We start from the raw sequence: 13859 nt of genomic DNA, 5'->3' as shown, positions 1-13859 counted from the left end.
TAAATAAAAGGGTGAAAATGAATTAATTAACTAGTAAGTAGATTCTTCCTGCATCCAGGGACTTAGGTCTTCATAAATGGTGGCCATATGATCCAGGACAGTCGTGATCTGGGACATTTCCTCATACTCGAGGTCGGTTTTGGGGACTTTCGCCTGCAGTTCTTCGTGGCGTTCTCTCAGGACCACATCGCCCCCCATCAATTCGCCTAGTGTCCAGCCAGCCAGGGCGTTGTCGGCGTATTCTTCAAGAATTTCTGTGACATTCATTTTGGTATTGCAGTTAGCTCGTTAAACTCGGTTTTAATCATTATCAGAATCGTCTGGGCCTGGGACATCTGAAAGCCGAGCTGGTTGCGCAGAATATCATCCCCTAGAAGCGGGCCATCGATGCACTGGCGTAGATCCAGGATGAAAGCCATCAAGAATACTTGGAAATTCATCAGGCCCTCAGCCTGGCTCTTGAAATCGTCGCTGGAGATCAGCGAGACGAACGGTTGCTGCTGGAAGTAGCAAAGCAGGAGCTGGTTATAGCTCATTGTTTATCACGCTTGTTGTTGCGGTAATTCAAGATGAACAGAGAGATGGTACAGAGGACGACGATGATTTGTCCCCAGATTTCGAACGTCATGCAATTGGACAGGAATAGGTGAAAACGTGTTCAGCTCTGCGTTCCGCTGTCGAGGGTCTCCTGCTGTAAGAGAAAGCCGGATACCTTTTGGGGTGAATGGTGATGTTCGTATGAGCGTCCATTTTCACTTCCCAGTTCTCAAATCCTGACTGGCGCTTTACTCTTACGTAGACCGTCGCCGTTGGCAGCGCTTTGAGTTCATTGATTAGAAAATTGACGACCGGTGGGGCGTTTTCTGCGGAGGTGGTAGAGGTTTGCCAGTCAAAAACCGGTTCAGGACTGTCCTGCATCGCCAGCACCTCCCTTAGAACGTCTTGCTGACTCTCGATTAGCCTTTCGTAATGATCAATCATTTCATCCACTAGGTGCGGCAGCAGATCATCCGTCAGTATATGAAGAAAAGAGGGTGTGTTTGGATCGAAAGCAGGCAGGCTTGGTTTCGCTGACATAAAAAACGCCAGCATTTTAACCGTATCGTCCGGCCGTCCGTGAGGCATAATAGCGATGGTGGCTAGTTTATTATCATACTGGGCGACGTAGTCCCGCAACTTGATAAGTCTGACCAGTACTTCCTGATACTTCTTCATTAAGAAGGTAATCTCCGATTTGCGCGATTCGAGGTTTGGTGAAACCATGTTAGTTGAAGAATAAAAAGGTGAAAAGTGAATAAAGAAGCCAGGCGGTACCGGCGGCAGAGAGCAACACTCCGGACCAGACGCGGATGTTTAGCCAGTCCCAGCTATGAATGGGTTTCGATTGATTCATCGGATTGAGAGGTTGAAGGGAAAGTTTTGATTGGATGGACAATTTTGGAAATACCCGGCCACGGTTCGGGCAGGCCCAACTGCTGGCATTCTTCATTGGTTTCCAGCATTAGTTTGTGAACTGCTGCAATTTTGGTTTGCAGGTTAACTCCGATGTCGCAACCGCCGAAACAGATTACGTCGATCTCGCGCTCGATGGTGACCATCATAATGCCATCTACCTCTAGCTGTTGTTTCGCGTATTCGGCGACCATTTTTACTTGAATAGCCATAATTCATGCAGCTTGAGGTGAGAGGGTAATGCCGAATATTTTGGCCGTTTCAGGCATGTGTTTTAGGAAGATATCCCGGAGCGGGGCCTTCGCTTTCGTTAAGTCGTAGCCTCCCTTAGATGCTGTCTCGTACCAGTGGCGGAACAGCGCGACTTCCTTCAAATCCAGTTGAATCCTGGTGCGCACGACTGGGTCTGCATCTGCATATATATCCCAGAGCGCATTTTTAGAATGTGAAATTTTTTTTGCCGTTGGCATAGTAAAACTTGCTTTTACGTTAGTCGATACGTTATTTCGTAATGTCTATTACGAATTTTCGTAATGCAATACTAAACTATTGAGTTGTATCAGTCAAGTTTTACATAACTATTTTTTTTCTATGGAAGATAGACTAGAAAAAGTTAAGCGGAGGGTAAGAGATATAGACTCTCCGTTAAAGACAGTAAAATCAGTTGCGGAATCGCTAGGAATGACGGAAACGGGCTTTTATAAGATGGTTAGGCGTGATAAAGTTAAGCCTAGTCAATTGCTGGCATTAGCTCAGGTTCTTAATGTAGAACCTAACTATTTTGGAGAAGAGTTTAGTGGTGGTATGGATTTAGTTGCGCAAAACCGAACTGTTGAAGAGGCTAGTTTTGGAGAAGGGGTGATTTCTCGGTTGGTCTCTGAGTTCCATCAATTTAAAATGACGATGGAAAAGCAGTTGGAAACAAAAGACCGACAACTGGAAGCAAAGGATAATCAGATTAACGCTTTACTAGGTCTACTGGGAAAGCTTGAGGGTGGCGCCATTCGACCGCTTTATCCATACTTCATGCCGACAATTGAGGCAGAACTGGTTCAATGTAAATAGGTGGTTAACGCCCCTATTTTTTTGGGCACGAAATGGTAAAGTAGGTGGCACCCAATTAGCCCAAGCGGCTAATGTGGTCAATTTCAGTAACTTAAACGATACGGGGTAAATCCCTCTCCCTCTGCAAGGCTCTAGCATAACCCGCTCAACCTGAGCGGGTTATTTGCTTTTTAGGGAGGTGGGGTGAAATAAAGGTAAAAAACACCCTAGTTCCCTGTTTTTATGCGGTCGATTCGAAAGGCAACATCTTTATTGCCGATACGGATAACTTCCGCATTCGAAAGGTAACCCCTGATGGCGTTATCACTACCGTTGTGGGTACTGGCAGCCGGGGCTTCAGTGGTGACGGTGGCGTGGCTATTCAGGCTCAAATTGCACTGCCTACCCGGGTGACGTTGGACTTGCAGGGAAATCTTTTGATTGCCGATGCGGAGAATAACCGCATTCGGAAAGTAACCCCAACGGCATCATTCATACCATTGCTGGAAATGGGGGCGGTGGCTATAACGGCGATGGGATGCTGGCTACTGATGCCAACCTGTCTAATCCGGAGGGCATCACCACCGATGCTCAGGGTAACCTCTACATTGCCGACGGCAATTCCAACCGCATTCGCCGGGTCGATAAAGAGGGGATCATCAGCACACTGGCGGGCAACGGCGTTTATGCCTACGGGGGCGATGGCGGACCGGCCACGGAGGCTAGCCTGGCGCTGCCTGAAGGGTTGGCCGTCGATCCCCAGGGAAATGTCTACATTGCCGATCCGGTCAATTACCGCATTCGTAAAGTGGTGGTGCCAACCACTCCGCTGACGGTGGTCAGCTTTAGTTTAATGAATGCCGAAACCAATCAGGAAATTAAGCTACTTAAGGCGGGGGAGGTGGTCAATCTGGCGACCTTGCCCACTAATAAGCTCAATATACGGGCCAATACCTGGCCCTATGTGGTTGGGTCGGTGGTTTTGAAGCTGAGCGGAGACCAAAGCCGTACTCAGACAGAGAATCAGTCTCCCTATGCTCTGTTTGGGGATGACGATAGAAACTACCGACCCTGGACACCTACCGTGGGCAGCTATAGCCTGACGGCAACGGCTTACAGCGGGGCAGGAGCCACCGGTGGTGCCGGACAACCGCTAACGCTGGCCTTTTCATTCGTTGATCAACCGACGCTGATGAGCTTCAGCCTGATTGACGCCGACACCGACGAGGAAATCATTCAACTCCGGTCCACGGATGAGCTTAACCTGTATTGGGTGGGCGAGCAGAAATTCAACATCCGGGCCAACACGGGGCTATCTGCGGTTGGGTCGGTCGTCATGCAGCTGAGCGGACCGCAAAACCGGAGGCAGACGGAAAACCAGGCCCCCTACGCGCTGTTTGGGGATGCCGAAGGAAATTACAATCCCTGGCTGCCCAAGGTTGGTAATTATACGCTGACCGGCACCATTTATTCTGAACCCGATGGCCAGGGTGTTGCTGCTACACCCTTGACGATTAATCTCAAGGTGGTCAATTATCATCCCGAAAGCCGCCTGGGTACAGAGGGCACTGCCAAGGTTGAGGAGTTGCAGATTCGTAGTTTTCCCAACCCCTTCACGGAATCTTTCCGCTTAAAGGTAACGGGCAAAAGGCCCCGGAATCTTCCGGTGGTTATTTATGATGGGTATGGCCGGACGGTTCAGCAACTGGAAAATATCCAGGACGACCAACTCTTCTCGCTGGGCAGCGGCTACACCCCCGGTTTGTATGTCGTCAAAGTGGGAGAGGGTAAACTAGCTCGCCGGTTTAAAATGGTGAAAAGACCGTAAGTAAACCGTCAATGTAGAAGAACAGCAGCACAAAGTCGTTGCTTTATGATTAAATCAGATTGGCCTGAAAATAAAGTACGGTGATTGCCAACAAACACAAAATCCGGCCCACTCAGGCCGGATTTTGGTTTATACACGATGGCGCATTCGGCATTAAGGAGCTTTAACTACCTTGATGGTTTCGGCCTTTTCACCCCCGCCAACCCGAAGCACATAGGTACCGGTCGATAGCTGGCTTCCTACGGGCACCACCTGCTTATCGCCCGTTGTCACGCCCTGCCACACCCGGCGGCCCAGCAGATCATATAATTCCACCGCCTGTGGGCCGGACCGAACTCCTGTGGGTTCAATGGTGAACGAGTCAGTAAACGGGTTGGGGAATATCCGGACCGAGCCGGATTCTGACTCCGCGTCGGCGGCCTGCCGGGCGGCAGGGGATGAGCGAATGACTTGAAAGTTGATGGTTTTTGAAACGTGCGCTTTCCCCGTGCCGTTTGGACCTGAGTAGGGCGTCGCTGTCAAGGTATAGGAGCCCACCTTGGGTGTCCAGGGGCGGTAGTCACCATCATCATCCTTGAAGAGCGCATACGGCGCTTCATTCTCGATCTGGGTCAGTGTCTGGGCACCGCTTAACTGAAAGACCACCGATCCGATCGAACTAACTCCGGCATTCGGAATGGTATTGGCCCGGATGTTATAAATAGGATACGAAGTGCTGGCCAGATCCAGAACCGAACCGTCTGACATAGTTCTAAGGGTACTCCCCCACAATGCCTCAACTAAGGAAAAGTCCTTAATTGAAATCAGGTCGATCACGGTAAAGCTGACCTTGTAGGTGGCACCGGCCGTGCCCGTGCCGTTGGGCCCCGAGTAGGGCGTAGCAATCAGCGTATAGCTGCCCGGTTCAGGGGTCCAGTTCTTAAAATCCCCGTTGTTGTCCTCAAACAAAGCGAAGGGAGCCGAATTCTCAATGTGGGTGCGCGACTGCTGACCACTCAGTTCAAAGACCACTGAACCAGGGGGCGTGGTTTTAAAATTAGCCCGGATGTTAAGTTTTCGGGTCGAAAAAGCTGCCAGATTAACCTCTTTGCCTTCCGTGCCTTCCTCCTCCAGGGGCGTAATCGCCTGGTCGGTGTCAGCGTTGATAATATCGAAGTTCGTAATCGCCGTCGGCTCTAGTTTGTAAAAGGCGATGGTCACCGAGCCATCCTGGTACTGCGTGCCGCTCGTGCTACCCGGAGTGATGGTTGTCATCGTGGCCAATGGGTTAACGTAAGAGTAGCCCCCATGGCTAGTGTTGGGCGGTTGTGTGCTATTATTGAGGCCACCACCCTGGCCACCACCGTAGCCACCACCTCCGCCACCGCCGGAAGTGCCACTTAAACCGCTGCCGCCCCCACCGCCGAAGCCTGCACCTCCATTCGCTCTATTTTCATAGCTGTATCCTCCGGCACTAATTTCCTCAATACGGGCCTGTCCGCCCCCACCGCCCGCTAGCCAGGGCCGCCCTTCATGAGGTCTTGGTGAATAATCACCCATCCGACCCGGTCCATCCAGACCGCCACCGCCACCACCCCCTTCTGAATCTTCTGGAGTATCATAGGAGCCACCCCGACCTCCGCTGGACGGGCCCAGACCTTGGCCACCGCCACCGGCAAATTCACCGCTACCGCCACCGCCACCACCGGCGACCACCAATAAGGAGCGTCTACCAGAGTATTCCTCCACGCTGACGGCCGACCCACCACCGCCACCACCATACGAATACCAGGTGCCTCCGGCCTGGCCTACAACGATGGTAAATTGTCCTTCGGGTTGAGCTCGTATTCGAAAGGTGGTCTGAACCGTTGCCCCATTGCCTCCTTTGTGGTTGTACTCTCCCACCTGCCCGCCCCCATCGGCTCCCTTGGCGGTAATGGTGACCAGGTAGGATTCATATTCGGAAAAGCCTTCAAATGGAATGCGCACATTATAAACTCCTGCCGTAGTGAAGCTTGCTGGCGAGGAATAAGGAATCTGAGCGCTTGCAGAGAAGCTGGCCACAACCAAGAGCAGCCAAAGAGTAAAGAAGTGTTTCATACGTTTACGTCAGGATTGGGTGGAAATTTAAGTAGACTGTTTACTAACGTACTTATCGGAATTGTGCAGTAATTTATTGACTTATTGCCATCTATACTGCGGGAAAATTACCCGAATTATGCAACGGGACATTGAAAAGAAGAAAAACAGAATGACCGGTCTCCCTAGGTGTCTTGCTTACGCTATAATATATACGCGAATGGTTGATGCGAACACCCTATTCTTAACATCCAAATGCCGAATCTTGGCCAACTAGATATTTGTTGTTAAAAATTTACTGTACTTAAATGCGCACGAATTATCCGCTTATCACCCGCCTTTTAATGCCTCTGCTGAAACCCTGAAGACCAAAGTTGTAAGGACTATTTTTGTGTACTAATTAAATCAAATTGTCGCTGGCCGGCTAAAGATTTTTACTTGCCACTCGATAGTTCAGAAACTAAACGCGATTCATCACACTTGAAGCCGATAAAATCATTGATTGTGGCTCCTTCAATCAACCAGTCTTGCCCGGTAAGCGGGCACTTTCGGGCATGATCTTTAGTTCTTCCCCAATTACGGTAATTTAACAGAAAATAGTAGGTTGGAATACCCGTCGATTCTACAATGCGTTGACTTGGTAATGATTTGCCGGGAGTCAAACAGGCTGATCAAGTAGTGAGAAAACTTTTCCAGAAACCAGGCACTCTCAACGTCGGGTTTGGAGAAATCTGTGCCGGTAATAGCGAATCGAATATCAAACGTATACATAATTGGTTACCCGTTTAGAGTTTAAGGATTATGCTATTTTATGAGTGTGATTGCACAGTTAGTATGACCGATGCAGGAGCAGAAACACTTTTGTTAGATTTCTAACGATGCATCGTACACCTTTTTGACCTGCACGGTTTTTGACCAAAAGAAAGTACTGAAATTTAGTCATTTCTGGGTAGTGCTTTTATAAGTGAAAATACTAACAAAGTATGCTTGGGTCAAGTGTTTGTTTGTGCTGCCGGTAATGTATTGATAGCTAGCGGTGTAAGGCTTATTTCTGTTGTTTTTATGCCAGTCTGGCCAAAGATTTGGCGATAAAATTTCTACTCAAAAACGCGTATACTTCTAATTAACATTTGTTTCTTTGTGCAATTGTTACCACCGTGCCTGTATGAAGAAACGTTACCGTGTTTTAATTGCCTGCTTTTTCCTTTTTCAAACCGTTCTTGCTTCCGCTCAAACCATCGCGCTCAGTTACCCCCCGAGTTCCATCTGTACCGCAACGCCCGTCTCACTGACTGTAACGACAAACGCCACCTTTGAGGCCACGAACAAACTCGCCCTGCAAGTCCGCAACGACTACAGCAACCAGTTTACCAGCCTTCCGTTTACCCAGGCGGGGAACGTCCTGACCTTTCAGTTTCCGGCTTCGCTGATTCAGAACGACAACCGGCGGTTCTATTTCCGGGTCGTCAGCACCGCCCCGGCCCTGGAAAGTGAGTGGTCCGGTAGCGTGGAGGTTGTCGTGCCGGCCGAGGTTAAACTGACCGGGGCAATACCCGACGTTTCAAACCGTACCGAGCCTTTTTTGCTGAAGTATCGTGCCGTCGGGACGAGCCCCGTCACCGTTACCCTGTCGGATAGTTCCCGGGTTACTCTCTCGTATTACACCGGTGAGTACAATGGGACGATTCCTTTTTATGCGTCCACCAGCCGGACAGTCCGGCTGGTGTCGGCCCGAAATGAGTGCGGAATCGGCAAAGCCAGTGGCGAGGTGGCCCTGACCGTGAATCCGGTATCGCTGCGAACCGTGTCCGCAACGCCCGCCGTCATCTGCCGCGGGGGAACGTTAACGGTATCCTATTCCAAGGCGAACGGTACTTTCGGGGCATCCAACCGCTTCAAAATCCGGCTCACGGAATACAACCGTTATTCCGATCAGCCCGGCAACCCCGTTGTTCACACCCTCGATGCCAAAGAAGAAAACGGTCTGTTGCAGGCTGTAATTCCGGAAACCCTCGCCAACGGCGCGTATAACAATGCTCTTTTTAGCGTGGCGGTTGTTACCACCGATCCGGCAACGGTGGGTTACCCGAACCAGGTGTACGTGGAACTGCAGCCCCGGGGAACCGCGGAACTTACAACGCCCAGCACCACGATTGAATACGGAGAATGGATTAGCCTGGGGTTGAAGTTCCAGGGTCAGGCTCCCTTCCATGCAACGCTGAGCGACGGTACGAAAGTCTACTCCCCGCGAGGAGATTCCTACGGCACCATTATTTATCCCAAAAAATCCACTACCTACCGGATTGAACGGTTTGAGTCAGGCTGTGCCAACAACGAAATACCGCCAACCAGCACCGTCGTGAACGTTAAAACGGGAATCGCCATCGACTCCATCCCCGGTCTTCAGAAGGCATTCTGCGAAGGGCAGACGGTCCGGATCAAATTCAGTACCAACGCGGAACTGAGCAGCAGCACGGAGTTTTCGGTAGTTCTGCAGGGGACAAATAACGCTTGGACCAGCAGCCCCATTCCGGTCCGGCGAGAAAACGATGGCTATCTGGCGTTTGAAATACCGGCCCTGGACCCCAGCACCAGCAGCGAATCCCGGTACTACAGCGCAACGCTGCAGACGACATCACCCTCCCTGCGCAGTCTGCCCAGTAGCCGGTGGAATTTTCAGGTCAACAGCAAACCGACCTTTGCCCGCTTCAACGACAACTCCCGGAACATCACGCTGGAAGAGCCGGGTGGCATTAGCCTCTACCTGGAAACCAACGGGGGCGGGCCGTACCGAATCATCTCGAACGACGGCGTGCGGGATTATACCACAGACATGGGGTGGCCCCACGTCTCGGCCACGGTTTTTAAGAACGCTACCTTTACGGTCCGGTCGGTCGCCAATGCCTGTGGGACGCTGGAAAACCCCGGGGCGGTGGCCACGGTTAACGTCAAAAAACCGACTCCCGCCCAGATTTACCTCCACCCGGTGACCGAGTACCGGTGTGAAACCGACAGCATAACGGCTACGTTTGAAACAACCGGCGAGTTTCTGCCGGGAAACGAATTCCGGATTCAGGCCAGCAGCAGCAGTCTGGGCTACGGCTACTGGGGCGATGTGGTTGTGGTGGGGAGCGGCACCAAAAGTCCGATCCGCATTAAAGTGCCGTCCTCTTCAAAAATTCGGATTATTTCGACCAATCCGGTGGTTGTCAGCAACGAGCAGTATGCCCCCACGGGTTACCGGCTCCGGGCAACCATTCAACGGTCGCATTACAGTCAGTATGCGGTGGTCGAAAACGAAGCCGTGGTGCCCCGCAGCATTCTGCCGGGCGAAACCGTCACCCTGCCGATTGAAGTAAACTCACCCCGCTGGACAGGGCCTTACTCCCTGACGTATACCGACGGCACCCAGAATTATACGTACGACGGCACCGACTGGCCAGCGAGTCAGCCGGGACTGAAACCGCTCCGAACGACTACTTACCGGCTGGTGGGCGTTTCCAATGTGTGCGGCCCCGGCAGCATCGACGGGGAGGCCACCTTTACGGTCGTTCCGTTTCGTATCAGTATGCCGGTACCCGCGCTGTATGAAAACGGGCAGGAGTATTCCTATGCGGTCTGTCAGGATGGCAGTTTAAGCATTCCCTTTTTGACGGATGTTGCGCCCCCGGCGGGAACAACCTTTGCTCTGCAACTGGCTTCCCTGAAAGATTCTGTGTACAGCGACCTGGTCACCGGCACAGGCAGTCCGCTGGTAGCCCGGTTTTCGTCCGGTCTGGAGCCGGGCTTTTACTGGCTGCGTGTGGTTGCCAAAGAAGCCGAAGCCCGGACTGAGCCTGTGGTGGTGAAGGTCCAGCAACTGCCCGGCGCTATCCTGCGCCCCCCGGCAAACGGAACGTCTATTAATCCCGGCGAAACGTTCCGGCCCACGGTTTCCCTTACCGGTACGGGGCCGTGGAATGTCCTGTTCAGTGACAATACGGCGGGGCAATATTATTACTCCCCCTACACGCTCGATCTTACACCAACCCGGGCAACAACCTACACCATTCAAGCCGTCACGAACGCGTGCGGCTACGGAACGGTTTCCGGCGAAGCCAGCGTCCGGGTACAACCGATGCTGTTTATCGAGCGCGTTGATCCGCAATACCGATCGGATGCCTGCGCCGGTGAAACGATAACCGTGTCGTACCGGGCGCTGGGGGATTTTGAGGCAGGTACCCAACTGACCATTCAGCTGAAAGATAATCAGGGGAAATTGATTCGCAACCTGGGCCAGCCAACCGGCCTGATCGGGCAGCTACGGTTCAGTTTGCCTACGGATTTAGCCGCCGGAAATTACCAGGTTAACATACAGGCCAGCACGACGGCCCTCGTATCTTCCTCGCCCGTTCATTTGTTCGTGAAGACACCGCCCCGTGTGACGCTGAGCGGATCGACCACCATCAACGCCGGGCAGTCCGTTTACCTGTCCCTGCGCAACGAAGGAAACCGTGATCAATACCTGGGCGAACCGATCGCCTACGGGCTTTCCAACGGAGCCAGCGGACAGGTGACGTTGTTTGGTTCCCAGTCGGCTTCTTTGGCCGTCAATCCCGTCCAGACCACGACCTACACTTTGACGAGCGTGTCGGGAAGCTGCGGAGCAGGACAGGCTCGCGGATCGGCCACGGTGACGGTTAACCCCAAGCAGGAGCGGAGCGTCAACACGGAAAATGTCCCGAAACTGCAATTTTGTACCGGGGAGTCGGTGTCGGTGCCGTACACCACCAGCGGGACGTTCAGCGCCACGAATCAGTTTCAGGTGCAGCTTCTCGATTCGACGGGCCGACTGGTGAGCACGCTGCCTTCGTCGACCACGGTCAGTCCGTTGCAGATCACGCTCCCCGACGATCTGCCCGCGGGCGGGGGGTACCGGTTTCGGGTAACGGCCAGTGATGCCAACACCAGCAGCGGGGCGGGGCCTAATCCCTTCCAGATGAATCAGAGGGTGCGGGCGGCTTTTGATTCGGCCATGCTGGTTCGCCAGCCCGGCCAGCCCGTCATCCTGACGCTTCGGTTTGAGGGGCCGGGGCCGTGGTCTTACACCATCAGCAGCAATCCCGGGGTGTTTTACGGGTTGGCAACCACCAACCCGATGCGCATCCTCCCACCGATTGAATCCAATCTGTACACCCTGGTCAACGTCAGCAACGCGCTCTGCGGCAACGGCGCCGTGATGGCCCCGGCTTCCGTGAAAGTTGAGCTGCTGACGGCGGTCGATCCGGCCCTGCAGGTTAGCGTCGGCCCCAACCCAACCCACGATCAGGTGCACATCAACCTGCCGTCGGCGCCCGGCTCCATGACGATTCGGGTAACGGATCTGAGCGGCAGAACCTGGCTGACCAAACAGGTTAAAACGGCTCCGACGTGGCTGAGCCTGGCGTCGTTTCCGGTCGGAACCTACCTGTTGTCGGTGGAGGTCAACCAGCAACGAAGCACGTACCGGCTGATACGGAATTAGAGGTTGTATAGAAAATATTAAAAAGGACCCTGAGAAATACAGGGTCCTTTTTTGCTTTTAACGACGGATTTTGGGTCGTCAGCGGGCAAGTCATGCTGAGACAGACCCTGCTCGGCAACGGGATCAACTCAAAGAAAACCGCTTTGCGACCAGGAGTCCTTTTTATCTGTAGGACGCGCGGGACCCCGGTTGGGGTGCCGGTTGCCCACTTTGTCGGGGTTCAAAAGACACCGGCCGAGATCGGATAAAACTTGCCATCACAACCCTTTTCGGAAAGGCCGTTTCCTTATTTTAACAGATTTTGGTTTAGGTTTCTGATAAACAGAACGGCATAGACGACATCAATTTGGGATGCAATCAGTCAGCAACGTGATCTTTCAGGAATTTGAGAGTTAAATTTGTATTTTTTGTAGGAGCGTTCCCACAAAGATGGGGTGTGGGTTACCCACCGGGTGCGAGCCGGAAAATGAGCAAACGGGAAAAACAATTTCAGCAAAATCAAGCCGTCTGTTTTAGTCCAAACCGGTTTAAGTCTGGAATGGAGACCAATGAGCTTATCCTGATAAAGTCCAATTTTACTGATTCGAATTTGGTTTTAAAAAAGTAAAAAATAGGGCTTCTGACGGCTGGCATTCCTATTTCTTGTTCATCGGTGTCGGGTTGAAATGTTGTCCGACAAAAAGGCACGTATGAATATGAAGGCGAGGGTAGTGATGCTAGTAATCTGGTTAAATGCTGTGGGAGGCAGTGTTTCGGCCATTGAACCAACTGAATGGAACGAGGGGGAGCTCTGGTTGCGGAATGGAACGGAATTGAAAGGGGAAATGAATTTTAACTGGGCCGCTCAAGTTGTACAATTCCGGGCGGGCTCCCAGATCAAAGCGTACTCGGCAAATCAGGTCGAACGGTTTACCTATCTCGACCGGCAAGCCAACACCATCCGTAAGTTTGCCACGGTTAGCTGTCCGGCAAAGTCCGGTCTTCGTCAGCCGCAGATTTTTGAAGAAGTTTTCCAGGGAACGCTGCCGGTCTACCGGAAATTAACGACCAGTCAGGGACTGATAAAATTTGGCAACCTGTCGGGGTTCAGCTCAGACGCTGAATTGGTGAGAGACTTAAATAATTATACGTACCTGGTTTATTTTCAGGATGAACTAGTGCCGCTGACGGCTTTTTATCGACAGATATGGCCGTCTTTGCGGGCAGTTTTTAAGAAGGAATTTACGGAATACCGGATCAACCGCGCCACCAATGTAGTGGGGCAACTGCGGCTCATCAGCCGGTACAATTACCTGGCTGAAAAACCGGTTTCCGCGTCGCTGGCCGAAGAACAGGCGCAAATATCCGTCGGCGGTAAGTAAACCGGCCCAAAAAACCGAACCCGTGTAAGTTGCACGGGTTCGGTTTTTGGGCCAGCCGGGACGTCAAGGCCGATCAGGGCGTTCGGGAAATGACCAGAATCTGGGTTGCGTAATTGGCGCTGATCACCACATTTTCCGGGACCGCCGTGATCCGGATGGGCAGGGCGTACGGCCCGCCGGAAGCGGGAACCTGCGCACCCAGGAGATTGACCGTGACCGTCGCTATCCGCTGGCCCGCTGGGACGGTGACGGTCGGGTTGGTCAGTTGGTAAGCCGTCGCGGGCAGCATGACGTAAGCCGACCCCCGGGCGGTATTGTAGGCGGTCAGGGCTGCGGTATCAACGGCCACCGTGACGGCCATATCCTGCGTGGGCGGCTGGGGGGAGGCAATGTTGATGTCGATCGGCGCGACAGTGGAAGTAGCGCTGGCGGGTACCGATACGGTCTTGAGGATATCCCGGTTGGCGGCATACGGTAGTTCAGCCACGTAACCCGCCCCGGCGAAATCGACAAAATGTTCGTCGTCGTTCAGGCAGGCGATCAGACCAACGGCCAGAACCGCGGCTACGGCATAATGGATGACTTGTTTCATAGGAATGGAGTCGATGAACGG

At 52.6% G+C, this 13859-nt stretch carries 12 protein-coding genes and 1 pseudogene; 5 read left to right on the top strand and 8 right to left on the bottom strand.

Annotated elements, in window-relative coordinates; all coding sequences use genetic code 11:
* Positions 1–30: 30 nt before the first annotated feature.
* The 5 genes from OQ371_RS23680 to OQ371_RS23660 form a co-directional block, all read right to left on the bottom strand.
* Positions 31–267 (bottom strand): hypothetical protein, encoded by a 237-nt coding sequence (locus OQ371_RS23680; protein ID WP_265990838.1) that lies wholly within the window; start codon positions 265–267, stop codon positions 31–33.
* Complete coding sequence (locus tag OQ371_RS23675; RefSeq protein WP_265990837.1) at positions 264–536, bottom strand: hypothetical protein; 273 nt, start codon at positions 534–536, stop codon at positions 264–266. The genes OQ371_RS23680 and OQ371_RS23675 overlap by 4 nt, the downstream gene beginning before the upstream one ends.
* 88 nt (positions 537–624) lie before the next feature.
* Complete coding sequence (locus OQ371_RS23670) at positions 625–1263, bottom strand: hypothetical protein (protein WP_265990835.1); 639 nt, start codon at positions 1261–1263, stop codon at positions 625–627.
* A 104-nt stretch (positions 1264–1367) separates the two neighbouring features.
* Positions 1368–1664, bottom strand: coding sequence for a hypothetical protein (locus OQ371_RS23665; RefSeq protein ID WP_265990834.1), 297 nt, complete (start codon positions 1662–1664; stop codon positions 1368–1370).
* A 3-nt stretch (positions 1665–1667) separates the two neighbouring features.
* Complete coding sequence (locus OQ371_RS23660) at positions 1668–1922, bottom strand: hypothetical protein (protein ID WP_265990833.1); 255 nt, start codon at positions 1920–1922, stop codon at positions 1668–1670.
* 121 nt (positions 1923–2043) lie between these two features.
* On the opposite strand from OQ371_RS23660, the gene OQ371_RS23655 reads away from it, so the two are divergent.
* From OQ371_RS23655 to OQ371_RS23650, 3 genes and pseudogenes are all read left to right on the top strand, one after another.
* Positions 2044–2517 carry a hypothetical protein gene (locus OQ371_RS23655; protein ID WP_265990832.1) on the top strand — a complete coding sequence of 158 codons (474 nt, stop codon included), beginning with the start codon at positions 2044–2046 and terminating at the stop codon, positions 2515–2517.
* A 161-nt stretch (positions 2518–2678) separates the two neighbouring features.
* Positions 2679–2960 (top strand): annotated as a pseudogene (locus tag OQ371_RS26395) (hypothetical protein); the annotation flags it as partial.
* Between the two features lie 74 nt (positions 2961–3034).
* On the top strand, positions 3035–4324 hold the full coding sequence (locus OQ371_RS23650; RefSeq protein WP_265990831.1) for an NHL domain-containing protein: 1290 nt from the start codon (positions 3035–3037) through the stop codon (positions 4322–4324).
* Positions 4325–4477: 153 nt separating this feature from the next.
* On the opposite strand, the gene OQ371_RS26330 is transcribed toward OQ371_RS23650, so the two are convergent.
* Together OQ371_RS26330 and OQ371_RS26385 are read right to left on the bottom strand one after the other, a co-directional pair.
* Positions 4478–6403 carry a T9SS type A sorting domain-containing protein gene (locus OQ371_RS26330; RefSeq protein WP_310586596.1) on the bottom strand — a complete coding sequence of 642 codons (1926 nt, stop codon included), beginning with the start codon at positions 6401–6403 and terminating at the stop codon, positions 4478–4480.
* 413 nt (positions 6404–6816) lie between these two features.
* Positions 6817–7044, bottom strand: coding sequence for a DUF8594 domain-containing protein (locus OQ371_RS26385; protein ID WP_374761427.1), 228 nt, complete (start codon positions 7042–7044; stop codon positions 6817–6819).
* 503 nt (positions 7045–7547) lie between these two features.
* On the opposite strand from OQ371_RS26385, the gene OQ371_RS23640 reads away from it, so the two are divergent.
* Both OQ371_RS23640 and OQ371_RS23635 read left to right on the top strand, forming a co-directional pair.
* Complete coding sequence (locus tag OQ371_RS23640) at positions 7548–11885, top strand: T9SS type A sorting domain-containing protein (protein WP_265990830.1); 4338 nt, start codon at positions 7548–7550, stop codon at positions 11883–11885.
* Between the two features lie 824 nt (positions 11886–12709).
* Positions 12710–13246: a hypothetical protein gene (locus OQ371_RS23635; protein WP_265990829.1), complete on the top strand. Its 537-nt coding sequence runs from the start codon at positions 12710–12712 to the stop codon at positions 13244–13246.
* A gap of 73 nt (positions 13247–13319) precedes the next feature.
* On the opposite strand, the gene OQ371_RS23630 is transcribed toward OQ371_RS23635, so the two are convergent.
* Positions 13320–13838, bottom strand: a complete 519-nt coding sequence (locus OQ371_RS23630; RefSeq protein WP_265990827.1) for a DUF1735 domain-containing protein — start codon at positions 13836–13838, stop codon at positions 13320–13322.
* Between the last annotated feature and the right edge of the window lie 21 nt (positions 13839–13859).

Origin of the sequence: Larkinella insperata (assembly GCF_026248825.1) — a bacterium.
Lineage (GTDB): Bacteria > Bacteroidota > Bacteroidia > Cytophagales > Spirosomataceae > Larkinella > Larkinella insperata.
This window is presented reverse-complemented; position numbering and strand designations above follow the sequence as displayed.